19 protein-coding genes and 1 pseudogene are annotated in these 23,423 nt (G+C 68.7%); 6 read left to right on the top strand and 14 right to left on the bottom strand.

Annotation, left to right across the window (positions count from 1 at the left end; genetic code table 11):
• Positions 1-43 precede the first annotated feature (43 nt).
• Positions 44-472, top strand: a complete 429-nt coding sequence (locus tag ACZ50N_RS11945; protein ID WP_464475439.1) for a hypothetical protein — start codon at positions 44-46, stop codon at positions 470-472.
• 6 nt (positions 473-478) lie between these two features.
• On the opposite strand, the gene ilvA is transcribed toward ACZ50N_RS11945, so the two are convergent.
• On the bottom strand, positions 479-1,771 hold the full coding sequence (ilvA, locus tag ACZ50N_RS11940; protein ID WP_464475438.1) for a threonine ammonia-lyase IlvA: 1,293 nt from the start codon (positions 1,769-1,771) through the stop codon (positions 479-481).
• Positions 1,772-1,895: 124 nt separating this feature from the next.
• Here ilvA and ACZ50N_RS11935 point away from each other — a divergent pair, with 124 nt between their 5' ends.
• Positions 1,896-2,126: a hypothetical protein gene (locus ACZ50N_RS11935; RefSeq protein ID WP_046364700.1), complete on the top strand. Its 231-nt coding sequence runs from the start codon at positions 1,896-1,898 to the stop codon at positions 2,124-2,126.
• Here the strand turns inward: ACZ50N_RS11935 and ACZ50N_RS11930 are convergent.
• The 6 genes from ACZ50N_RS11930 to lspA all read right to left on the bottom strand — a co-directional run bounded on the left by ACZ50N_RS11930 (position 2,092) and on the right by lspA (position 9,039).
• A complete protein-coding gene (locus ACZ50N_RS11930) occupies positions 2,092-2,334 on the bottom strand; it encodes a hypothetical protein (RefSeq protein ID WP_046364683.1) in 243 nt (80 codons plus the stop codon). The two genes, ACZ50N_RS11935 and ACZ50N_RS11930, sit on opposite strands and share 35 nt — an antisense overlap.
• Entirely contained in the window at positions 2,331-5,867 is a 3,537-nt protein-coding gene (dnaE, locus tag ACZ50N_RS11925; RefSeq protein ID WP_048422111.1) for a DNA polymerase III subunit alpha, read from the bottom strand. Before dnaE ends, ACZ50N_RS11930 begins: the two co-directional genes overlap by 4 nt.
• A 92-nt stretch (positions 5,868-5,959) precedes the next feature.
• A complete protein-coding gene (locus ACZ50N_RS11920) occupies positions 5,960-6,589 on the bottom strand; it encodes a TetR/AcrR family transcriptional regulator (protein ID WP_464475437.1) in 630 nt (209 codons plus the stop codon).
• Positions 6,590-6,641: 52 nt separating this feature from the next.
• Positions 6,642-7,532, bottom strand: coding sequence for an EamA family transporter RarD (gene rarD / locus ACZ50N_RS11915; RefSeq protein WP_046364680.1), 891 nt, complete (start codon positions 7,530-7,532; stop codon positions 6,642-6,644).
• Positions 7,529-8,458 carry an RluA family pseudouridine synthase gene (locus ACZ50N_RS11910; RefSeq protein WP_046676645.1) on the bottom strand — a complete coding sequence of 310 codons (930 nt, stop codon included), beginning with the start codon at positions 8,456-8,458 and terminating at the stop codon, positions 7,529-7,531. The genes rarD and ACZ50N_RS11910 overlap by 4 nt, the downstream gene beginning before the upstream one ends.
• Positions 8,455-9,039: a signal peptidase II gene (gene lspA, locus ACZ50N_RS11905; protein ID WP_046364699.1), complete on the bottom strand. Its 585-nt coding sequence runs from the start codon at positions 9,037-9,039 to the stop codon at positions 8,455-8,457. Before lspA ends, ACZ50N_RS11910 begins: the two co-directional genes overlap by 4 nt.
• Before the next feature lie 42 nt (positions 9,040-9,081).
• Between lspA and ACZ50N_RS11900 the strand changes: the two genes are divergently transcribed.
• Positions 9,082-9,990, top strand: coding sequence for an asparaginase (locus tag ACZ50N_RS11900; protein ID WP_464475436.1), 909 nt, complete (start codon positions 9,082-9,084; stop codon positions 9,988-9,990).
• Here ACZ50N_RS11900 and ACZ50N_RS11895 read toward each other — a convergent pair.
• Positions 9,955-11,352, bottom strand: a complete 1,398-nt coding sequence (locus ACZ50N_RS11895) for a DNA polymerase IV (protein ID WP_464475435.1) — start codon at positions 11,350-11,352, stop codon at positions 9,955-9,957. The genes ACZ50N_RS11900 and ACZ50N_RS11895 overlap by 36 nt on opposite strands.
• Positions 11,353-11,375: 23 nt before the next feature.
• On the opposite strand from ACZ50N_RS11895, the gene ACZ50N_RS11890 reads away from it, so the two are divergent.
• Entirely contained in the window at positions 11,376-11,591 is a 216-nt protein-coding gene (locus ACZ50N_RS11890; RefSeq protein WP_046366256.1) for an RNA-binding S4 domain-containing protein, read from the top strand.
• Between the two features lie 3 nt (positions 11,592-11,594).
• Here ACZ50N_RS11890 and ileS read toward each other — a convergent pair whose 3' ends face one another.
• A complete protein-coding gene (gene ileS, locus ACZ50N_RS11885) occupies positions 11,595-14,711 on the bottom strand; it encodes an isoleucine--tRNA ligase (protein WP_464475434.1) in 3,117 nt (1,038 codons plus the stop codon).
• Between the two features lie 220 nt (positions 14,712-14,931).
• Positions 14,932-15,531, bottom strand: a complete 600-nt coding sequence (locus ACZ50N_RS11880; protein WP_464475433.1) for a hypothetical protein — start codon at positions 15,529-15,531, stop codon at positions 14,932-14,934.
• A gap of 136 nt (positions 15,532-15,667) precedes the next feature.
• Here ACZ50N_RS11880 and ACZ50N_RS11875 point away from each other — a divergent pair, with 136 nt between their 5' ends.
• Both ACZ50N_RS11875 and ACZ50N_RS11870 read left to right on the top strand, forming a co-directional pair.
• A complete protein-coding gene (locus ACZ50N_RS11875) occupies positions 15,668-16,039 on the top strand; it encodes an XRE family transcriptional regulator (RefSeq protein WP_133414345.1) in 372 nt (123 codons plus the stop codon).
• 14 nt (positions 16,040-16,053) lie between these two features.
• Positions 16,054-16,788 carry a hypothetical protein gene (locus ACZ50N_RS11870; protein WP_048422117.1) on the top strand — a complete coding sequence of 245 codons (735 nt, stop codon included), beginning with the start codon at positions 16,054-16,056 and terminating at the stop codon, positions 16,786-16,788.
• Between the two features lie 206 nt (positions 16,789-16,994).
• Here the strand turns inward: ACZ50N_RS11870 and lipL are convergent.
• The 4 genes and pseudogenes from lipL to mutA form a co-directional block, all read right to left on the bottom strand.
• Positions 16,995-18,263: pseudogene (gene lipL / locus ACZ50N_RS11865) on the bottom strand (esterase/beta-lactamase LipL).
• Between the two features lie 54 nt (positions 18,264-18,317).
• Positions 18,318-19,310, bottom strand: coding sequence for a methylmalonyl Co-A mutase-associated GTPase MeaB (gene meaB / locus ACZ50N_RS11860; RefSeq protein WP_464475432.1), 993 nt, complete (start codon positions 19,308-19,310; stop codon positions 18,318-18,320).
• Positions 19,311-21,572, bottom strand: a complete 2,262-nt coding sequence (gene scpA, locus ACZ50N_RS11855; RefSeq protein ID WP_464475431.1) for a methylmalonyl-CoA mutase — start codon at positions 21,570-21,572, stop codon at positions 19,311-19,313. It lies immediately after the preceding gene.
• A gap of 2 nt (positions 21,573-21,574) precedes the next feature.
• Positions 21,575-23,416, bottom strand: a complete 1,842-nt coding sequence (mutA, locus tag ACZ50N_RS11850; RefSeq protein ID WP_464475430.1) for a methylmalonyl-CoA mutase small subunit — start codon at positions 23,414-23,416, stop codon at positions 21,575-21,577.
• Positions 23,417-23,423 lie beyond the last annotated feature (7 nt).

Below are 23,423 nucleotides of genomic sequence, written 5' to 3'. Positions count from 1 at the left end.
TGAACGAATTCCCGACAGCTGTCCTCGCATCGATGATGGCGGGATGAAACACACCGAGCTGACAGCGATTCCGGCGATCGAGACCGCGACGGACCCGATCCACTCGGCCGCCGATCTGCGCCAACGATGGCGGGCGCTGATGGGCCCACTCGGCTTCGGTGAGCGCTTACTGCGGTTCGTGCTCGTCGGGCCGGATCGCCGGTTCCTCAAGATGATGAGCGATGTCGAGATCGCGTCCGCGCCTGATCCCGCATTCGTCGCCGAACTGATGGCGGCACTGTCGGACCTGCTGGCTGGATTCGAACCAGGCACCACGGTGGCCTTCTGCCTGACGCGCCCTGGCATCGGAAGCGTGTCGCGGATCGATCGACGCTGGGCATCGGTGATCACCGAGTGCGCAGCCGACTTCGAGGTGCCCGTCGAAGCGTTCTTCCGCGCCAACGACGAGGCGTTGATCGAGGTTGCCGCCTGAACGTCGTCAGGTCAAATAGCGGTACGTCGGCGAGCCCGGCTCGAGCAGCTCGACGTGGCATTCCGACGTCGACATCCGCTCGAGGAGCCCCTCCAGGTCCGCTGCCGAGGCCATCTCGATACCGACCAGCGCTTCCCCGGTCTCCCGGTTGTTGCGCTTGACGTATTCGAACAGCGTGACGTCGTCGTTGGGGCCCAGCACCTCGTCGAGGAAGCGTCGGAGGGCACCGGGCTCCTGCGGGAAGTCGACCAGGAAATAGTGCTTGAGGCCCAGGTGTACCAGTGACCGTTCGAGCACCTCGCCGTAGCGAGACACGTCGTTGTTGCCGCCGGAGATCAGACACACCACCGTCGAGCCCGGCTCGATGTCGGCCTCCAGCAGCGCCGCCACTGACAGCGCCCCGGCGGGCTCGGCGATAATGCCCTCGTTCTGATAGAGGTCCAGCATCGCGGTGCACACCGCACCCTCGTCGACCGTGGTGATCGACACCATGTCCCCCGCGGCCGACAGCGCCGCGAACGGGAGCGTGCCGACCCGGGCGACGGCGGCGCCATCGACGAACTGGTCGACATCGGTCAGCGTGACCGGCTCGCCGCTGGCCAACGCGGCCACCAGCGCTGCCGCTCCGGACGGCTCCACACCCAGCACCGACGTCGTCGCGGTGCGCTCGGCCAGGTAGGTGGTCACGCCGCTGATGCAGCCGCCGCCACCCACCGGCACGACCACCAGGTCGGGCTCGGCACCGAGCTGTTCGAGGATCTCGACGGCGATGGTGCCCTGCCCGGCCATCGTGCGCAGATCGTCGTAGGGCGGCACCAGCGTCGCGCCGGTGCGGGCGACATCGTCGCGGGCGGCCTCGGCGGCCAGGTCATAGGTCTTACCGCCGACGATGAGCTCGATGAACTCCCCGCCGTGATAGCGGATCCGGTTGCGCTTCTGCTTCGGGGTCTTGGCCGGCACATAGACGCGGCCGTGCACGCCCATGGACCGGCAGGCCAGCGCGAAACCCTGCGCGTGGTTGCCCGCCGACGAGCACACCACGCCCGCGGCTTTCTCCTCCGGGGTCAGCTGCATCAGCAGGTTGTAGGCGCCGCGCAGCTTGTACGAGCGCACCGCCTGCAGATCCTCGCGTTTGAGGTACACCTGCGCGCCGGTCAGCGCCGAGAGCCGGTCGCTGTACTGCAGTGGGGTCTTCGACACCACAGCCGAAATTCGCCGAGCGGCCTCGTCGATGTCGGCGGCGCGCAGAGGCGCACCACCCAGATCGAATCGGGGGCTCTGGCTCAGCTCGGTGGACACGCCGACCATGGTGCCACCGGATGCTCCTACAGCGGAAATGGACAGCCGCCGGGGCCGAGACACGGAGGGACGACATCGAGGTTTCGGCTGGCCGAAAACTCGTCTACGGGTTATCGTGGACGACATGACCACCGCGCAGGAATTCGGCAATGCAGTGAGCCGCCCGGCCGGCACGGTCTCGATCGCCGGCGTGTTGTGGCCCACCTACAAGGTGGTCGCGCTGCTGGTCGGGCTGATCGTTTTCGCCGGTGTGGCCGTGATGACGTCGACGGCTGCTGCCGCCGTGCTCAGCGGAGCCGGTGCCGCGACCGTCGTGTGGCTCACCGCGGGTCTGTTGAACCCCTCGAAGAGCTGACCGCCTGACGCCGCACGAGCGGTAGCGCCACCAGCGCGAGCCCCTGGATGGCAACCACCACACCGGTGAGCAGCGGGACCGACCGCTCGTACAGGTACCCCGTGAGTGCCCCACCCGCGGCCGCCGCCATGCCGAGAACCGCGGCGGCCCTCGCCGACCGCACGGACACGATCCGCAACCGCCAGGCGCCCAGCCCAGGCGCGGTCACCCGCCGAGGCAGCCCGGTCCGAGCAACTCCTTGAGGTCACCCATCAGCGCGGATGACGGTGTCACGCGCAGCGATTGGTCGAGTTCGAGCGTGGTGATGCGCTCACCGCTGATGAGCCGCAGATGCACCTGGGCGGTTCCGGGATGGCGCGCGAGGACCTGCTTGAGGGCACTGACCTTGTCGACGGTGCACTGTCGCGTCGGCAGGCTCACCGCGACCGGCCGGTTGGCCTGTGCGCTGGAGAAGTCCGGAACGATCAGCTCGTTGGCGATCAACGAGATCCGGTCGTCGCGCTTGGCCACCTTGGCGCCGATCAGCACCACGACGTCGTCGGCGATCTCGGCGCCGAACATCGAGTACGTCTGCGGGAAGAACAGCACCTCGATACCGCCGGAGAGGTCTTCGATCTGCGCCGACGCCCACGGCAGACCGTTCTTGTTCACCCGGCGGTTGACCGACGCCAGGATGCCGCCGACGCGGACCTGGGTGTCGTTGGCGATGTCGCCTTCCAGAATCGCCGGGATCTGGGTGTCGACCTGCGCGGCCAGCAGATGCGCGATCCCGTTCAGCGGATGGCCGGACACGTAGAGGCCCAGCATCTCGCGCTCCAGCGCCAGCTTGTGCTTGTCCTCCCACTCCTCCTCGGGCACCTTGATCGTGAACACCGACTCCGTCTCGGAGTCACCGCCCCCGAACAGGTCGAACTGCCCCATGGCCTCGGCCTTCTTGGTGCCGAGCACCGAGTCCACCGCGTCGGTGTGCACGAGGAACAGGCCCTTGCGCGGATGCCCCAGCGAATCGAAGGCCCCGGCCTTGACCAGAGACTCCGTCACCTTCTTGTTGCAGGCGGTGATGTCGATCTTGTTGAGGTAGTCCGAGAAGTCGGCGTACTTGCCCTTCTCGGAGCGCGTGTTGACAAGGGAGGCAACGACATTGGCTCCCACGTTGCGCACCGCGCCGAGACCGAAGCGGATGTCGCTGCCCACCGAGGCGAAGTTCTGCACCGACTCGTTGACATCGGGCGGCAGCACCGTGATGCCGAGGCGTCGGCAGTCGGCCAGATAGACCGCGGCCTTGTCCTTGTCGTCGCCGACGGAGGTGAGCAGACCGGCCATGTACTCCGCGGGATAGTTTGCCTTGAGGTAGGCCGTCCAGTACGACACCAGCCCGTAGCCGGCGGCATGCGACTTGTTGAACGCATACCCGGCGAACGGAAGAATGGTGTCCCACAACGCTTTCACCGCGGCGGCGGAGAACCCGTTGGCCGTCATCCCCTCCAGGAAGCCCTTGTACTCGGCTTCGAGGACTTCCAGCTTCTTCTTACCCATGGCCTTACGCAGCGCATCGGCTTTGCCCATCGAGTAGCCGGCGACCTTCTGCGCGATGAACATGATCTGCTCTTGGTAGACGATCAGGCCGTACGTCTCGGCCAGGATCTCCTTGAGCGGCTCCTCGAGCTCCGGGTGGATCGGCTTGATCGCCTGGCGCCCGTTCTTGCGGTCGGCGTAGTCGTTGTGGGCGTTCATGCCCATCGGGCCGGGCCGGTACAGCGCGAGCACTGCCACGATGTCGTTGAACTCGGTGGGCTGCATACGGCGCAGCAGGTCACGCATAGGGCCGCCGTCGAGCTGGAACACCCCGAGCGTGTCACCACGGCCCAGCAGTTCATAGGCCAGCGGATCGTCGAGCGCGAGTGATTCGAGGTCGACGTCTTCGCCGCGATTGGCCTTGATGTTCTCGATGCAGTCGCCGATGATCGTCAGGTTCCGCAGTCCGAGGAAGTCCATCTTCAGCAGGCCGATGGCCTCGCACGACGGGTAGTCCCAGCCGGTGATCACCGCACCGTCTTGCGGGCGCTTCCACAGCGGGATCGCCTCCATCAGCGGCTCGGAGCTCATGATCACCGCGCACGCGTGGACGCCGGCGTTGCGGACCAGGCCCTCCAGGCCGCGCGCCGTCTCGTAGATGGTCCGGACGTCGGGATCGGTGTCGATCAGCGCGCGAACCTCGGCGGCCTCCTTGTACCGCTCGTGGGTCGGATCGGTGATGCCCGAGACCGGGATGTCCTTGGCCATGATCGGCGGCGGCAGCGCCTTGGTGATCCGATCGGCGATCGCGAAACCGGGCTGCCCGTAGTGCACACGCGCCGAATCCTTGAGCGCCGCTTTGGTTTTGATCGTGCCGAAGGTGATGACCTGGGCAACCCGGTCGCTGCCCCACTTGTTCGCCGCGTAGCGCAGCATCTCGCCGCGGCGACGGTCGTCGAAGTCGATGTCGATATCGGGGGCCGACGGGCGTTCCGGGTTCAGGAACCGTTCGAACAGCAGTCCGTGCGGAATGGGATCGATGTTCGTGATCCCCATGGCGTAGGCCACCAGCGAACCCGCGGCCGAACCGCGGCCCGGGCCGACGCGGATGCCCACGGACCGGGCGTAGTTGATGAGGTCGGCGACGATGAGGAAGTACGCCGGGAAACCCTTGTCGCAGATGACCTTGATCTCGTACTCGGCGCGGTCGATGTACTCCTGCGGAACCGACGCGCCGGCGAACCGCCGTTCCGCCAGGCCGGTCATCACCTCGTGCGTCAGCCAGGACCCCTGGTCGTGCCCCTCGGGGACGGGGAAGATCGGCATCCGATCCTTGGGCGCCCACACCTCGGTGTAGGGCTGCACCCGCTCGGCGATCAACAGGGTCGAATCGCAGGCGCCGGGCACCTGGTCGTCCCACAGCGCCCGCATCTCGGCCGCGGACTTCAGGTAGTAGCCGTCACCGTCGAACTTGAACCGCGTGGGATCCGACAGGGTCTTACCGGTCTGGATGCAGAGCAGCGCCTCGTGGTTCTGGGAGGCGTCGCGCGTGACGTAGTGGCAGTCGTTGGTCGCCAGCGGCCGGATGTTGAGCTTCCTGCCCACCTCCAGCAAGCCCTCGCGGACCCGGCGCTCGATGTCCAGACCGTGGTCCATCAGCTCGAGGAAGAAGTTCTCCTTGCCGAAGATCTCCTGCCACTTGGCGGCGGCCTCGATCGCCTCCTGGGTGTGGCCCAGCCGCAATCGCGTCTGCACCTCACCCGACGGGCAGCCCGTGGTGGCGATGATGCCCTCGGAGTGTTCGGCGATGATCTCGGCGTCCATGCGTGACCACTTGCCGAGCTGGCCTTCGAACGACGCGAGCGACGAGAGTGTGAACAGGTTGCGCAGACCCGTCGCGTTCTCGGCGACCATCGTCATGTGCGTGTAGGAGCCGCTACCGGAGACGTCGTCGCTCTTCTGGCTGGGATCACCCCAGAGCACGCGCTTGGTGTCGAAGCGCGATGCGGGCGCGATGTAGGCCTCGATGCCGATGATCGGTTTGATGCCGACATCGGTGGCCGCGTTGTAGAACTCGCTGGCGCCGAACATGTTTCCGTGGTCGGTCATGCCGATGGCGGGCATCTCGAGGCGCTGGGCCTCGGCGAGCATCGGCTTGACCTTCGCGGCGCCGTCCAGCATCGAGTACTCGGTGTGGTTGTGGAGATGCACGAATGACCCGCTCATAGGCAGGCCAGTCTATGGCCGCACACCGACACCTCCCGGCGTGTCTCCTGGCGTGTCCCCGCGCGTGTCTCGAGGAGGTATCGGCGTGACCGTCAGCCCGCGCCGCTGCGCGATGTCAGCAATTCCTCATCGAAGACGTTAAGCAGTTGCCTGGCAACTACCGAGCCGTCACTGTCGGACGCCACGAATCCGGCGTGAAACGCGATGCCCCAGAACACCGACGCCAGAAGGTCCGCCAGGCCCCGGGTGTCGGCCAGGGTGTCGGCCCGAGTGTCGGCCAGGGTGTCGTAGAACCCGTGAATCGCCGCGATGGCCGACTCTGCCGTCGCGTTGCAGTGCACACCTCGACGCTGTTCGACCTGCATGGTCACCAGGAACCGCAGCGCACCCGGGTCCTCGCGGCACAGATGTGCGACGGCTTCGGTGAACGCGACGAGCCGAGCACGCGGTTCCGGGAACTCCCGCGCCTCCGCGATGTACCGGGCGATCTGCGCGTGAACCGCCTGCGCCAGCGCCTCGTAGACCTGTTCGCGAGTGTCGAAGTAGTAATGCAACGTGGGCCGGCTGACGCCGGCTCGCAGGGCCATCTGCTGAAACGTCGCCGCGCCATAGCCGCTCACAGCGATGACGTCGCGGGCGGCCCGCAGGATCGTCTGCCGCGTCCGCTCGGAATCCGCCCCCACGGGGCGGCCGCGACCTCGGGTGCCCGTCGCGCAATCCACGAGCAAACGTTAGGGCATTGCTGCCAGCGGGTCAATCAGCAAACCGGCAAAACTAGGTTCTGGACGGCTGCACGGCACGCCGGTCGGCGCGGGCACGCCGCACCGCGTCGACGGTGAACACGGCCAGCGCCACCCAGATCAACGCGAAGCCCACCCAACGCGCCGGCGGCATCGGTTCGTGGCCGACGAGCACGCCCCAGGACAACTGCATCGCCGGCGTCAGATAGAACAGCAGCCCCAACGTCACCATCGGCAACCGCTGCGCGGCGGCGGCGAACAGCAGCAGCGGCAGCGCGGTCAGCAGGCCCGACAGCACCATCAACCACGCGTGGGAGGCACCGTGGTTGCCGAACGTCGCGTGGCCGGAGAGTGTCAGCACCACCACGTACGCGAGCGCGAACGGCGTGGCCAGACCTGCCTCCACCCCGACACTGACGCGGGGATCGGTCGGCACCAGCTTCTTCACCGCGCCGTAGAGGCCGAACGACAGCGCCAGCCCCAGCCCGATCAGCGGCGGCGATCCGACCTCGACGGTCAGCACCACGACCGCGACCACCGCGACCGTCAGCGCCGCGATCTGCCAGCGGTTCAGCCGTTCCCGGAAGATGAGCATTCCCAGCGCGATCGACACCAGCGGGTTGATGAAATAGCCGAGCGCGGCATCGACCACGTGCCCGTTGTTGACCGCGTAGACGTAGATCAGCCAGTTCATCGAGATCAGCGCCGCCGCGGCCGTCAGGAGCAGCCACACCCGGCCAGTGATCTCGCGCAGATCGCCCAGTCGGCGCACGGCGGCGACCACGATCACCATCAGAAGGAAGCTCCAGATGATGCGGTGCGCGAGCACCTCCACCGCGCCGGCGGGCTTCAGCAGCGGGAAGAACGCGGGGAACACACCCCACATGCCATAGGCGCCGACGCCGAACAGCAGGCCCGATCTCACCGGCCAGGACCGCGCAGGACGTCCAGGGCGTGTTGCAGATCCGCCGGATACGGACTGGTGATCTCTATCTGCCGGCCGTCGGCGGGATGGGCGAAGGCCAACGAGCGCGCATGCAGCCACTGCCGCGTCAACCCCAGCCGCGCGGCCAGCGTCGGATCGGCGCCGTAGGTCAGATCCCCGCAGCACGGGTGATGCAGAGCGGAGAAATGCACCCGGATCTGATGGGTGCGACCCGTCTCGAGATGGACGTCGAGCAGGCTGGCGGCCTGGTGAGCCTCGAGCGTGTCGTAATGGGTGACGCTGTTGCGGCCGCCCTCGACGACCGCGAACTTCCAGTCGTGGCCGCGGTGCCGCCCGATCGGGGCGTCGATCGTGCCGCTGGACGGATCGGGGTGACCCTGCACCAGCGCGTGGTAGCGCTTGTCGACGGTGCGCTGCTTGAAGGCCCGCTTGAGCACCGTGTAGGCGCGTTCGGACAGCGCCACGACCATGACCCCGGAGGTCCCGACGTCGAGGCGGTGCACGATGCCCTGGCGTTCGTGGATGCCCGAGGTGCTGATCCGGAATCCCGCGGCGGCCAGTCCGCCGAGCACCGTCGGGCCGTGCCAGCCGACGGTGGCGTGTGCAGCCACCCCCGGGGGCTTGTCGACGGCGACGATGTCGTCGTCGGAGTACAGGATCGTCATGCCCTCGATGTCCTCGGGCACGTTCTCGACGGGTGCGGGCGCCTCGGGCAACCGCACCTCGAGCCACGCGCCCGCGGTGAGTTTGTCGGACTTGCCCGCCCGCGCGCCGTCGAGCTCGACACCGCCCTCTTCGGCGAGCGTCGCGGCCGCCGTCCGCGACAGCCCCAGCAGACGCGCGATGCCCGCGTCGACCCGCATCCCTGCCAGGCCCTCGGGCACCGGCATCGACCGTGTGGTCACTGCGCGCCGTCACCGCCGGCGCGCCGGCGGCCGGTCGTATCGAAGTCGAACCCGAACAGCGACAGCGCCACCAGCAGGATCGCCCCGCCCACCACCGACGGGTCGGCAACGTTGAAGACGGGCCACCACCCGATCGAGAAGAAGTCGACGACGTGGCCGCGCAGCGGCCCGGGCGAGCGGAAGAACCGGTCCACCAGGTTGCCCATGGCGCCGCCCAGGATCATGCCCAACCCCAGCGCCCACCACGGCGAGACGAGACGGCGCCCCATCCAGATGATGCCGATCACCACGCCGATGGCCACCAGGGTCAGCACCCAGGTATAGCCGGTCGCCATCGAGAACGCCGCGCCGGAGTTGCGGACCAGCGTCCACGTCACGGTGTCGCCGATGATCGAGACCGGCTGGCCGGGCGTCAGCAGCTCGACCGCGAGGATCTTGGTGACGACGTCGACGACCAGCACGACGGCGGCCACCCCCAGGAGCAGCCGCAGGCGCCGACGCGGGGGCGTATCTGCCGCCGGCGGTGGGTCCGCGGCATCGCCGGTCGCCGGTTCGGCCGGCTTGGAGGATTCGTCAGTCACGCCGTCCATCATCGCAGGGTGGCGGTGAGGAAGAATCCAGCCATGGCCCGCCTCGTCCTGATCGCCACCGGCGGCACCATCTCCACCAGTGCCGACGCCGACGGCGTCAAACGCCCCACCCGCTCCGGCACCGAGCTGACGACCGGTCTCGGTGTCGACGCCGGCGTCGTGGTGGAGGTCGTCGAAGCGATGCGCAAAGACAGCTCTGAACTGGTGCCCGCCGACTGGGACGTCATCGGGACCGCAGTTGCCCGCGCAGACCGCGAGGGTGTCGACGGCGTCGTCGTCACCCACGGCACCGACTCGCTGGAAGAGACCGCGCTGTGGCTCGCGCTCACCTACTCCGGCGCGGCCGCCGTCGTCGTGACCGGCGCTCAACGCAGCGCCGACGCCCCGAATGCCGACGGGCCGGCCAACCTGCGCCAGGCGCTGGCCGTCGCGGCCGATCCGGCGATGCGCGGCGCCGGTGTGGTGGTGGCCTTCGCCGGTGAGGTGTTCGCGGCACTCGGCCTGACCAAGGTCAGCACCGACAGCGATCAGAGCTTCGCAGGGCGCGAGCCCGGCACGCATCCCCGCCTGGGGGCGTTGCGCGCCGCCGACGCGCCGCGGGTCGACATCGTGGCCGCCTACCCCGGCGCGGACAGCACCGCGCTCGACGCGTACGTGGCAGCGGGGGCCCGCGGTGTGGTGATCGAGGCGCTGGGCGCCGGCAACGTGGGCGCAGCCCTGATCGACGGCGTGCGGCGGCACTGCGCAGCAGGCGTAGTGGTGGCGGTGTCGACGCGGGTGCCCGGCGGCCGCGTCAATGCCGGCTACGGCCCGGGGCGTGACCTGGTGAGCGCCGGTGCGGTGCTGGCGCCGACACTGCGGCCACCGCAGGCCCGTGTCCTTCTGATGGCGGCGCTGGCTGCCGGCTCACCGGTCGCCGACGTCTTCGCCCGCTGGGGCTGACTCGGCGCCGAGCTGATCCACGAACTCCGGCCAGTCCAGGCTGTCCACGGGATTGGCTCGCGACAGCCCGGGGTCGTCGCCGCGGAACGTGCGAGCGATGCCGGGTCCGTGTGCCCGGGTCTCGAAGCGGACCGTCATCACACCGTGCCCGGCGCCCTGCACCCAGCCGTGGCCGTGGTCGGTGTGCGACACGTCGTCACCGATCCGCCAGCCCGGCGCGCTCGCTGCGACGTCGGTCCGCGTGTCCGGCATGCCCATCTCGGGGGCCTGGGCCGCGGAGGACAGGGTCGTCAGCTCCGTATCGGCGAACAGCGGCTCCTGACGGACCTCGGTCAGTCCCGAGAAGCCCACTCCCACAAGGCGAACGGGCCCGATCTCCACCGGATCGAGCAGCAGCTTGCGCGCGGTGCCGATCAGCGTCGCGGCTTCGGTGGTCGCGTACGGCAGCGTGGCCGACCGGGTGAGGACGCTCATGTCGGAGCGCCTGAGCTTGACCGTGATCGTGCGGGCGCCGCGGCCGTCCTTCTCCAGCCGACGGTGTGCGTGATCGCCGATCGGTCCGATCGCCTCGCGTAGCTGCGCCAGCGTGATCAGGTCCTCGGCGAACGTGGACTCCGCGCTGATTTGCTTGGCCGGCGCGTTCTCGGCGACCGGCCGGTCGTCCACACCGCGGGCCAGCCGGTGCAGCGCGGGCCCGATCGTGGCGCCCAGGATGTCGGCCACCTCCGCCTCGGTGAGCGCCGCCAGCGCGCCGATGGTCTCGACGCCCAGCCGGTGCAGTCTGTCCTCGGCCACCGGGCCTATCCCCCACAGCCGGCGCACGGGCAGACCCGCTAGTAGCGCCACCTCCTCGTCGCGGTCCACCACCCGGACACCGTCGGGCTTGGCGAGGCCCGACGCGATCTTGGCGATCTGCTTGCCCGACCCGGCGCCCACCGAGGCCACCAGACCCGTCGTCGTGCGCACGTCGGCCCGCAACCGCTGACAGAACGCCTCGACCTCGGCGGCGCTCGCACCCGCGAGCTCGATCGGCTCGCCGAACGCCTCGTCATACGAAAGCTGTTCGAGGACAGGCACTGTGGACCGCACCGTCTGGAAGACGCGGCGGCTGGCCAGTCCATAGACCACGCCGCGGGGCGGCAGCACCACCGCGCCCGCGCCCACCAGCCGGCGAGCCTGGTGCATCGGCATCGCCGACCGCGCCCCGAACCGGCGCGCCTCGTAGCTGGCCCCGGCCACCACCCCGCGGCCGCCGAGGCCGCCGACCAGCACGGGCCGGCCGCGCAGCGTGGGTCGCGTCAGCTGTTCCACGGACGCGAAGAACGCGTCCATGTCCAGGTGCAGGACCCATCGCGCGCCCACACCGCTGACTGTAGGCGGCTAGCGTGGGCGACGTGCACGACGTACCGATCCGCGACGAGACGATCCGCCTCGGCCAGTTCCTGAAGCTGGCCAACCTGATCGACACCGGCGCCGACGCCAAAGGCGCGATCGCCGACGGCCTGGTGTCGGTCAACGACGCCGTCGAGACGCGCCGCGGCCGTCAGCTACGCGCAGGCGACGTGGTCACCTTCGGCGGGCAGAGCGCCAGAGTCGGCTGACGATCAGACCTTCGCGAGGCTGACCCGTACGCCGTCGCCGATCTCGGCCCCATCCACGGGCTCCCCGAACGCGAAGTCCGTCGCGAGGATCTCACCGGCGATCAGCTCGGCATGATCACGCGCCCACTGCTCTTTGTCGGCGGGCACGGACATCACGACCCGGATCCGATCGGAGACGTCGAGGCCTGAGGTCTTGCGCAGCTCCTGGAGCTCGCGGATGCGGTCCTTGGCCCAGCCTTCGGCCTCCAGCTCCGGGGTGAGCGTCCCGTCGAGCACGACCAGGCCGGCACCGTCGGGCAGCGCGGCGGTCCACTCCGGATCCGCCGCGACCAGCTTCGAGGTGAACTCCTCCGGCAACAGGACCGCGGGCCCGGCGGTCAGCGTGCCGTCGGGATTGAGCACCCCCTCCCCCGCCTTGACGGCCTTGATCGCCGCCTGGACGTCCTTCCCGATGCGGGGACCGGCGGCGCGTGCGTTGACGGCCAACTCGAAGCGACCGTGCGCGGCGATGTCGTCGGTCAACTCCACCGCCTTGACGTTGAGCTCGTCGGCGAGCAGCTCCCGGTAGGGCGCCAGCCTCTGCGGATCATTGACGGCGACAACGAGTTTCGTCAGTGGCAGCCGCACCCGCAGCTTCTTGGCCTTGCGCAGTGACGAACCCACTGAGGCGACTTCGCGCACGAGGTCCATGTCGGCGACCAGTCGTGCGTCGGCGGGCACGCAACCCTCCTCCGGCCAGTCGGTCAGATGCACGGAGCGCTCACCGGTGAGGTCGCGCCAGATCCGCTCGGCGGCCAGGGGCAGCAGCGGCGCGGCCAGCCGGCACGTCACCTCGAGCACGGTGTGCAGTGTGTCGATCGCCTCGCGGTCCTCCTCCCAGAACCGCGAACGTGACCGTCGCACATACCAATTCGTCAGCGCCTCGGTGAATTGCCGGAGCTGGTCGCACGCCACCGAGATATCGCAGACGTCCAGCGAGGCCGTCAGCTCGTCGCGCAGCACCGCCAGCTTGGCCAGGATGTAGCGATCCAGCACGTGGGTCGAGTCGGTGCGCCACGTCCCCTTCTGCGGCGCATAGAGCGCCAGGAACGAGTACGCGTTCCACAGCGGCAGCAGAACCTGGCGTACCCCTTCGCGAATGCCCTGCTCGGTGACCACCAGGTTGCCGCCGCGCAGGATCGGCGACGCCATCAGGAACCAGCGCATCGCATCGGAGCCGTCCCGGTCGAACACCTCGGTGACATCGGGATAGTTGCGCAGCGACTTGCTCATCTTCTGCCCGTCGTTGCCCAGCACGATGCCGTGGCTGACGCAGGTGCGGAACGCGGGCCGATCGAACAGCGCGGTGGCCAACACGTGCAGCGTGTAGAACCAGCCGCGGGTCTGGCCGATGTACTCGACGATGAAATCCCCGGGGAAGTGCGACTCGAACCAGTCCTGGTTCTCGAACGGGTAGTGCACCTGACCGAACGGCATCGAGCCGGAGTCGAACCACACGTCGAAGACGTCCTCGATGCGGCGCATCGTGGAGCGGCCCGTCGGATCGTCGGGATTGGGCCGGGTCAGTTCGTCGATGTAGGGCCGGTGCAGGTTGTCCGGGCGCACCCCGAAGTCGCGTTCGAGGTCGTCGAGGCTGCCGTAGACGTCGACGCGCGGATAGGCCGGATCGTCGGACTTCCACACCGGGATCGGGCTGCCCCAGTAGCGATTCCGGGAGATCGACCAGTCGCGCGCGCCGGCCAGCCACTTGCCGAACTGACCGTCTTTGACGTGTTCGGGATACCAGGTGATCTCCTGGTTCAGCTCGACCATCCGGTCGCGGATCTCGGTCACCTTGATGAACCACGACGACACGGCGCGGTAGATCAGCGGATTACGGCAGCGCCAGCAGTGCGGATAGGAGTGTTCGTAGGTGTCGTGACGCAGCAACACCGCGCCGTTGGCTGCCGCCGGGCCGGTGCCGTTCTTCAGGTCGCGAATGATGTGGGGATTCGCCTCGAACACGTGCTGCCCCTGGTAATCGGGCACGGTCACGTCGAAGCGGCCCCGCGCGTCGACGGGGGTGACGGCCTCGATCCCACCGGCCGACGCGGTGGTCATGTCGTCCTCACCGTAGGCAGGCGCCATGTGCACCAGACCGGTGCCGTCCTCCGTGCTGACGAACTCGGCGGGCAGCACCCGAAACGCGTTCGGCGAGTCCATGAAATACGGGAACGGCGGCACGTAGGTCACGTCGAGCAGGTCACGGCCGGTATAGGTGGCCAGGACGGCGGGCTCGTCCCCGAGCTCGCGGGCGTAGGCGCCCAACCGCGCCTCGGCGATCACGTAGCGCCGCCCGTCGTTCTCGACGACGACGTAGGTCACCTCGGGGTTCACCGCGACGGCCTGGTTGGACGGCAGAGTCCACGGCGTCGTCGTCCAGATGAGCAGGTGGGCGCCCTCGAGCTCGGCCACCGGCCCGCCGGTGATGCGGAAGCCGACGGTCAGCGCCGGGTCCTGCCTGCTCTGGTAGACGTCGTCGTCCATGCGCAGTTCGTGGCTGGAGAGCGGGGTCTCGTCGTTCCAGCAGTACGGCAGCACGCGGTAGCCCTCATAGGCCAGCCCCTTGTCCCACAGCTGCTTGAACGCCCACAGCACCGACTCCATGAAGCCCAGATCGAGGGTCTTGTAGTCGTTGTCGAAGTCCACCCACCGGGCCTGGCGGGTGACGTAGCTGCGCCACTCCCCGGTGTACTTGAGCACCGACTCCCGGCATGCTTCGTTGAACTTCTCGATGCCGAGCTCGTCGATCTGCGCCTTGCTGCTGATCCCGAGCTGGCGCTGGACCTCGAGTTCGGCGGGCAGCCCGTGGGTGTCCCAGCCGAAACGCCGCTCGACCTTGTATCCGCGCATCGTGCGGTAGCGCGGCACAATGTCCTTGACGTAGCCGGTGAGCAGATGTCCGTAGTGCGGCAGACCGTTGGCGAACGGAGGCCCGTCATAGAACACGTACTCGGGCGCCCCGTCGCGGTTGGCGATGCTCGCGCGGAACGTGTCATCACGGTCCCAGTAGTCGAGGACCTCGAGTTCCACACTCGGGAAGTCGGGCGATCCACTCGCCGGCTTGGGGTACGCGCTCACCGTCTGTCTCCTGTGCCAACCATCAGGCACGGGGACGACGTCGCGCGGTGCGCGAGCGCCGCGGTACCACCCCGCTTGCGCACCGGGGGTGCGCCGCTCGTTCGCGGGCTGTGACGGGCCCACCCGTTCGGGTCTAGTAGGCGCTACGCACGCCGTTCTTCCGAAGGCTCCCCGGTGATGGCCGGATCGACGCCAGTTCCCGCCAGTCTAACGGGGACGGCTACAGCGGCGCGCCGGCGTCGGAGGTGATCTCGATCAGCGCGAGGCCGAATTGCTCGGCCATCTCCTCGACCGAGTAGCTGTCCAGCCGAGCCGCGTCGTAGGTCCAGTCGACGGTCAGCCCGTCGGCGGTGTGGCGCACGTGCACTTGGAGTGGAGACTCCGGCTCGCCAGCCGTGGTGTCGACCGCCAGCGTGACGTCGGCGGGCGAGTGGGGGTGGTTTGCATCGGGCAGCAACGCGTTGTGCGCTCCCTGCAGCATCTCACTGGGACCCATCGGCCAGCCGGCCGCGCACAGCAGCGTGACCGGGTGCGCGGGCGCCACTGCCGCGCTACGGACGGTGACGGCGACAGCACCGTCGCCCCGGGTGCGGCCGAACGCACGACCGAGGGCGGCGAGCAGGATCTCCTCGCTCCGCACAGCGAGCCACTCCGCTGTGTACTCGAGCTCCGCGGCGAGTTCGCTCGACGGGGTGCTTGCGCAGGACACGAACTGCGGCGGTGCCGACACCGCCGGGTCCCGGTCGAAGATGTCCAGCGCTATCGGCGCTGCGGCGACCACGGCGTGCTTGACCTCGTCGGGCAGGAAGGGAGCGACCATGCAGCTAACCGTAGCGCGGATGTCCCAGAATTGGGAGACTGCTCCCAAAACTGTGACGGCCGTGTCAATTAAGGAAACTCTGACCTGTTTGCCCTGAGGGCTGCCCCGATGGCCGTCCGCGGTTTACAGTGTTCAGGTGCCCAGGACGGACGAGAACGGCAGACAGCTCAAGGCGTTGCTCGACTACCTGCTCGACGGGGAGATCGACGCCAAAGACATCTACGACGCACTCGGCACGTCCAGCAGCACGTATTACCGGCGGATCAAAGAGGCCGACTACCCGAACGCCGAAGAGCTCCGCCGCGTCGCCGATCGCTTCGACCTCAGCTATCCCGATCTCCAGATCCAGTTCGGTCTGATGACCCGCCAGGAAGTGTTCACCTACGTCGAGTCCGCCCGCGCCTCGGTGGCGACCCGACAGGCTGCGGCGGCCACCGTGACGTCAGGGACCAAGCGCCGGCCCCGCCTGTCCGAACTGACGCCCCGTCTCGACGCCCCACCCCTGTAAGAAACAGACCCCCGATGGCCATTGCAACTCTCATCGCGATCACGCTTCTGTGCATCGCGTGGAGCTTGTGGATCCGGCGTGTCACCTGGTCTTCGCGCTGGGAGGTCGCCGCCACACTCAACGTCGCCCTGCAGGGCGTCGCCGTGTTGCTGATGTCGCCGTGGGCCTCCGAGACCGTGGGCCACTGGCTCTATTCACTGACGGGCAAGTGGAACCTCGAGGACTACATCGGCCACGATGCCTACATCGTGGCGGCATCCGCAGTCGTCTACAACACCCTCGGCCGGCTGGAATCCGACCACGCGATGCACCAGCGTTTCAAGCAGTTCGTCGAGCGGCCGGCGACGCTGTGCATCCCGCTGCTGCTGGCCGCGTTCTGGATGGGCAACGGCGCGGCGATCTACCGCCCCGACTTCTTCGACGTGCCCACCGACCTGTGGCTGAACCTCTACTGGCTGCTGCTGTGCGGGATGCTGATCTACCTGCTCATGTACGGTTCGCGGGCGCTTCTGATCCTGCGCAGCGATCCCCGCTCTCGACACGTCGCCAACATCTACCTGTTCGCGTCCGCGATGGGGATCATCGCGTGCGTGGTGCGGGTCGTGACCGCGCTGATCCCCACCCTGCAGACCGTGCAGGGCACCACGCTGGTGTGGGTGTTCGCGTGTGCGTGCGGCGCCGGCTTCGCGCTGACCTCCGCGCATTCGTGGCGGCTGCGCACCAAGTGGTTCACCCGCGCCGGCACCTGACAGCGTCGCCGGCAAAGGGAAGACGCGAGCGCATCCATTCCGAGACAACCGAGTGGCGTACCTATCCGCTGAGCGAAAACAGCGATACCATGGCGCGGGTGCCGGACGAGGAATGGTCGCTTCCGTTCCGCCGCCTGGCGACGACGTGGATCGCGATTGCAGTGTTCAGCAAACAGCACTGACCCGAGTCGCCACCCCGGGCCGACTCATACGGCGGTCGCGGTCACGTCGGAGAACGGTGCCCCGAAATCCGGCACCGGCCGGTAACCGCGGCTCCGGGCCACCGCAGCACCACGCCGGATCAGTGCCGCCGTGGTGACGAATCCGGCCTGATCGCTGACCACGAACGGGGTCAGCAGCCGGTTGTGGACGAAGCCGAAGGCCAACCCGCGCTCCGGGTCCGCCCACCCCAGCGAGCCGCCGAGACCGACGTGCCCGAACCCGGGCAGGATGCCGAAGAGCGGCAGTCCGTGATAGCCCAGGTGGAACGACAACGGCATGATCAGGCTGTGATCGGGACGCAGGCTGCGTTTGCCCACCAACGCCGAGGCCGTCTCGCGCGACAGGAACTGCGTGCCGTCGATGCGCCCCTCGTTGGCGATCGCGCCGTACATCCGCGCCAAGGCCCGGGCGGTCATGACGCCGTTGGCCGCCGGGATCTCGCCGTCGAGCAGCGGGGTGTCGCCCTGCACGAACGCCTTGACGCCCGGGAAGTACATCGCGCCGAAGCCCGCCGAGATCGGCAGGGCGGCCAGGTGCGGCGCGACCAGGTTGAACAACGGGTTCTGGAGTTTGCTCTGCGGACCGATGATGCGAGCCGGCTGCGTCGGGGCGTGCACCGGCGGACGCCCGAGGTGCAGCCCGTCGGTGTTCAGCGGTGCCGCCACCTCCCTGCGGATCAGCTCGCGCATCCCGGTGCCCGTCACCGACCGGGCCAGCCCCGACAGCAGCCAGCCGAACGTGAACGCGTGATAGGCCGGGCGGCCGATCAGCCAGCTCGCGGGCGCTGCGGCGAGCCGCTCCTCCATCACGAAGTGGTCCATCAGGTCGGTGCCTGCGGCACCGTTGAGATGCGACAACCCTGCCCGATGGCGCATCGCGTCGCGCACCGTGATCTTCGCCTTGCCGTTGGCGCCGAACTCCCGCCAGTACTCGGACACCGGCGCGTCATAGTCGATGAGGCCTCGGTCGGCGAGACGGTGGATGACCGTGGCCGCCACGCCCTTGGTCGCGGAGAACACCATGGGCGCCGTGTCAGCCGTCCAGTGCCGCCGGCCTCTACGGTCCGACCAGCCGGTTCAGACGTCGACGACAGGCTCCCCGTTCAGGTACACCGCCAGCGCGCCGCCGCCGAAACGACGGTGCGGGAACATCTGCTTGAACGCCCGGACCGCCCAGGCAAACGCGGGGTCTGCAGCTCCCTGCACCCCGTGGGGAAGCGCCTCGTTGCGCTCGTCGGAATTGACGCCCGTCACAATGCAACGAACATACTCCTGGGCGTGGCAAAGCGGTGCAGAGTTACCGATTCGTTAATCTAACGATTTCGCCGGGCGCTCCGCGGCATCCAGGATCTGTTGAGCAGCAAGCGTCGGTGTCAGGTCGCCGTCGCGCACCGCGCGCTCCACCTCCGCGCGGATCTCACGGACACCGGGATGCGTGAGCACCCGGTCGAGCACGGCGTCGCGCACCATCGACCACATCCATTCCACCTGCTGGGTGCGGCGCCGCGCCTCGAACTCCCCCGCCTCGGTCAGCACGTCCCGGTGCCGCAGCACAGTCGCCCACATGTCCTGCAGCCCCGTGCCCTCCAGCGCACTCATCGTGAGAACAGGCGGGCGCCACAGCGTTTCGCGGGGGTAGAGCAAACGGATGGCACCGGCCAGCTCCCGCGCGGCAGCCTTCGCTTCGACGGCGTGTTCACCGTCGGCCTTGTTCACCACGACGACGTCGGCTAGCTCCAGGACACCCTTCTTGATGCCCTGCAGCGAATCCCCGGTCCGTGCCAGCGTCAGGAACACGAACGTGTCCACCATGTTGGCGACGGTCACCTCGGACTGTCCGACTCCGACGGTCTCGACCAAGATCACGTCGTAGCCGGCGGCCTCCAGCAGCACGATCGTCTCCCGGGTCGCCTTGGCGACTCCACCGAGCGTCCCCGACGTCGGCGACGGGCGGATGTAGGCGTCCGGGTGCACAGCCAGCCGCGCCATCCGGGTCTTGTCACCGAGGATCGAACCACCCGTCCGTGTCGACGACGGGTCGACGGCCAGCACCGCGACGCGGTGCCCCTGCTCGATCAGATACATGCCGAGCGCTTCGATGGTCGTCGACTTGCCCACCCCGGGCACCCCGGTGATGCCGACATGCAGGGCACTGCCCGCTTCGGGCATCAGCTCGAGCAGCAGCTCCTGGGCTCGTTGGCGGTGATCGGCGCGCGTCGACTCGACCAGGGTGATCGCGCGGGCCAGCGCCGAGCGGTCGCCGCCGCGCAACGCGGCAGCCAGTTCGACGGGAGAGGTCATCTAGCTCAGCGCGTAGCCGAGGCGCTCGCCGAGCTTGGTCAGCAGACCGATCGCGGCGTCGGCGATCACGGTGCCCGGCGGGAAGATCGCGGTGGCCCCGGCGGCGTAGAGCTCGTCGAAATCGCCCGGTGGGATGACACCGCCGACCACGATCATGATGTCGGGCCGGCCGACCTCGGCCAGCGCGTCGCGCAACGCGGGCACCAGCGTCAGGTGTCCCGCCGCCAGCGACGAGACCCCGACCACGTGGACGTCGTTGTCGGCGGCCTGGCGCGCCACCTCGTCCGGCGTGGAGAACAGCGAACCGACGTCGACGTCGAAGCCGATGTCGGCGAACGCCGTCGCGATCACCTTCTGCCCGCGGTCGTGACCGTCCTGGCCCATCTTCGCGACCAGGATGCGGGGCCGGCGACCGTCGGCCTCGGCGAATTTGGCCACCAGCTCGGTGGCGCTGCTGACATTGCTGGCCATACCCACCTCGTCCCGGTACACCCCGGCGATCGTCCGGATCTCGGCCTGGTGCCTGCCGTACACCTTTTCCAGCGCGTCGGAGATCTCTCCGACCGTCGCCTTGGCGCGCGCGGCGGCGATCGCCAACGCCATCAGGTTGTTGCCCAGCCCGTCTTCTCCGGCCCGACCGGAAGCCGCTGCGGCACGGGACAATTCGTCGAGGGCAGATCGAGTCGCGTGCTCATCCCGTTCGCTACGCAGCTGCTCGAGTTTGGCGATCTGCTCGGCGCGCACCCTGCTGTTCTCGACCTTGAGGACCTCGATCTCGTGGTCCTCGTCGACCTGATAGCGATTCACGCCGATCACCGTCTGCTGGCCGGAGTCGATGCGCGCCTGGGTACGCGCGGCGGCCTCCTCGATGCGCAGCTTTGGAATGCCCTCGTTGATCGCCTGCGCCATGCCGCCGTGCTCGGCGACCTCGCGAATGTGCTCGCGCGCCTTCTCCGCGAGCTGGTGGGTGAGCCACTCCACGTAATAGGAGCCGCCCCAGGGATCGATGGGCCGGGTGGTGCCCGACTCCTGAGCCAGCAGCAGCTGGGTGTTGCGGGCGATGCGCGCCGAGAAGTCGGTGGGCAGAGCGAGCGCCTCGTCGAGGGCGTTGGTGTGCAGCGACTGCGTGTGGCCCTGGGTCGCCGCCATCGCCTCGACGCACGTGCGGGCGACGTTGTTGAACGGGTCCTGCGCGGTCAGTGACCAACCGGATGTCTGCGAATGCGTGCGCAGGGACAGCGATTTCGCGTTCTCGGCGCCGAACTCGGCGACCAGCTCACTCCACAGCAGGCGCCCGGCACGCAGCTTGGCGACCTCCATGAAGAAGTTCATCCCGATGCCCCAGAAGAAGGACAACCGCGGCGCGAAGGAGTCGATGTTCAGCCCGGCGTCGAGGCCGGCCTTGATGTACTCGACGCCGTCGGCCAGCGTGTACGCCAACTCGAGATCGGCGGTGGCCCCCGCTTCCTGGATGTGATAGCCCGAGATCGAGATGCTGTTGAACTTGGGCATTTTCACGCTGGTGTAGCCGAAGATGTCGGAGATGATCCGCATCGAGGGCTTCGGCGGATAGATGTAGGTGTTGCGGACCATGAACTCTTTGAGGATGTCGTTCTGGATGGTCCCGGCGAGCTTCTCCGGCGGCACACCCTGCTCCTCGGCGGCCACCACGTACAGCGCCAGGATCGGTAGCACCGCCCCGTTCATCGTCATCGACACCGACACCGAGCCCAGGTCGATGCCGTCGAAGAGCTGGCGCATGTCCAGGATCGAATCGATGGCCACACCGGCCATTCCGACGTCACCGGCCACCCGGGGGTGATCGGAGTCATAGCCGCGGTGCGTGGCCAGGTCGAAGGCCACCGACAGGCCCTTCTGCCCGGCGGCGAGATTGCGGCGGTAGAACGCGTTCGATTCGGCGGCTGTGGAGAATCCGGCGTACTGCCGGATGGTCCACGGCTGGTTGACGTACATCGTCGGATAGGGGCCCCGCACGAACGGCGGCAGTCCGGGCAGGCTGCCCAGCGGGTACCCGGCGGCGACGGCGGCGTCGCGGTCGGCGCCGATGTAGACGGGTTTGACGTCGATGCCCTCGGGTGTGACCCAGTCCAGCTGGTCGGCCGTGTAGCCGTGCGCCTCCGCCGCCGCGACCGTCGTCTCCGTGACCTGCTCGGGGGTCGGCGCGGCGCCGTCACCTTCGGCGCGCAACGGGACGTCGGCGAAACTCTCGATGGCCGTGTTCCGGGGTTCAGTAGCGGTCACCTTCAGGCCCCCAATCGAGTCAGCAGATCCGACAGCACGGCGACCGCGTCGATCTTCGCGGTCACATAGCCGTCAGGTGTGGGCTCAGCGCCGGCCACCGCCTTCTCCGGGCCGGCCAACAGGATGTGGTCGGCCCCGGCGGCGCGCGCGGCCGCGACGACGGCGGCGACCTCCTGGCCGTAGCGGGCGTCGGTGCCGCAGAGGACGGCGACCTCGGCGCCCGCCCCGTCGGCGAGCACGGCGGCCACGGTGTCGGCGGTGACCGTTCCCGGGTTCACCGCGTCGATGCCACCGGAAGCCAACAGGTTCGCCGCGAACGTGGTGCGGATGTTGTGCTCGGCCAGCGGGCCCAGCGGCAGCAGCACCGCGGTGGGCCGAGAGCCGGTGCGCGCCAGGTACGCGTCGGAGCGGTCACGCAGCGCCTCGAAATCCGCGGAGTAGCGGCGTACGGTCGGCAGCGGATCACCCTGCGGCAACGGCACTTCGGCGAGATTGGGGAACTCGTTGACACCGGTGACCGCGGTCCGGCGGTGGGCGATGTCGACGCTGCGGCGCTGGGCGACCTCCGCGATACGCGCCTGCACCTGCTCGCGTGCCGCCTCGAAACCGCCCGCGGCCTCGATCTCCTGGAAGTTGCGCCACGCCTCCTCGGCGACACTGCGCGTCAGGTCCTCGACGAACCACGAGCCGCCGGCGGGGTCCAGCACGCGCCCGAGGTGAGACTCCTCGAGCAGCAGCAGCTGGGTGTTACGGGCGATGCGCCGCGCGAATGTCCTTGCGGTGCCGGGGAATCCGCCCTCGATGGCGACGTCGAACGGATGCACCAGCACCGTGTCCGATCCCCCGACGCCCGCACCGAAGGCCGCCACCGTGGTCCGCAGCATGTTCACCCAGGGGTCTCGCTGAGCCATCATCGGCAGCGATGTCACCGCGTGCACGGTCGCCGCCCCGGCCTCGGGTGCTCCGGCCACCTCGGCCACCCGGGCCCAGAGTTGGCGTACCGCACGCAGTTTCGCGATCGTCATGAACTGGTCGTCGTCGGCGGCGACACGGAAGGCGATCTGACGCAGCGCGGTCGCGACGGGCAGGCCGGCGTCGGTCAGTATCCGCAGGTACGCGACGCCCGCACCGATCGCCGCGCCGAGCTCCCAGGACGCATTCGCGCCGAGATCGTGCAGCGCCGGCCCGTCGACGGTGACCGCCCGAACATGACCGTCGTGACCCTCGGCCACTGCCGCGGCGACGTCGGTGACATCGGCCAGCGTCGGCGCGGCGCGGTCGGCGAGCGGTGCGACCAGCGGATCGCCACCGAGGTCCACCGAGAGCCGGGACCGCTGGTCACCGTCGAGACCCGCCAGCATGCCGAGTAGCGCCTCGGCGGTGGCCCGGTACACCGGACCGTCACCGGTCACCTCGACGACCAACGGCACCAGGTCCAGGTAGACACCCTCGAGGGCGCGATCGAGATCGGCGGGGTCGATGCCGCCCGGCCCGAGCCGCAACGACAGGGCGCTCACGCCTTCGGTCAGCCCGAGCAAGATCGCACCGTTGGTCTGCTCGACGCTCGATGCCCCCGCCGGGAACACCTCGGCGACCTTCCAGCCGGACTTGACGTCCCGCAGTGCGTCGCCGCCGCGGACGAACGGCCACCGGCCCGGCAGCGCGGGCTCGGCCAGCTCGTCGGCCTCGGTGTAGAGCGGGCGTATCGGGAAGCCCTCGTAGGTCTCTGAGTCGAGCGCGCGCTCCGGCTCAGCACCCAGCTCGGCCGGATCGCGGCGGCTGGCCTTGGCCAGCACACCCGCTACCGCAGAACGCCATCGGTCGACATCGCCCGTTGTCTGCACAGCCTTC

The sequence above is a fragment of the Mycolicibacterium obuense genome (genome assembly GCF_055397605.1).
This window is presented reverse-complemented; position numbering and strand designations above follow the sequence as displayed.

Bases quoted from the DNA above. Each gene is read 5' to 3' on its own strand.
- ACZ50N_RS11945 (WP_464475439.1), top strand. From the start codon at position 44: ATGAAACACACCGAGCTGACAGCGATTCCGGCGATCGAGACCGCGACG.
- ACZ50N_RS11935 (WP_046364700.1), top strand. From the start codon at position 1,896: ATGACCACCGCGCAGGAATTCGGCAATGCAGTGAGCCGCCCGGCCGGC.
- dnaE (WP_048422111.1), bottom strand. From the start codon at position 5,867: ATGAGCGGGTCATTCGTGCATCTCCACAACCACACCGAGTACTCGATG.
- ACZ50N_RS11900 (WP_464475436.1), top strand. From the start codon at position 9,082: ATGGCCCGCCTCGTCCTGATCGCCACCGGCGGCACCATCTCCACCAGT.
- ACZ50N_RS11880 (WP_464475433.1), bottom strand. From the start codon at position 15,531: ATGGTCGCTCCCTTCCTGCCCGACGAGGTCAAGCACGCCGTGGTCGCC.
- ACZ50N_RS11870 (WP_048422117.1), top strand. From the start codon at position 16,054: ATGGCCATTGCAACTCTCATCGCGATCACGCTTCTGTGCATCGCGTGG.
- meaB (WP_464475432.1), bottom strand. From the start codon at position 19,310: ATGACCTCTCCCGTCGAACTGGCTGCCGCGTTGCGCGGCGGCGACCGC.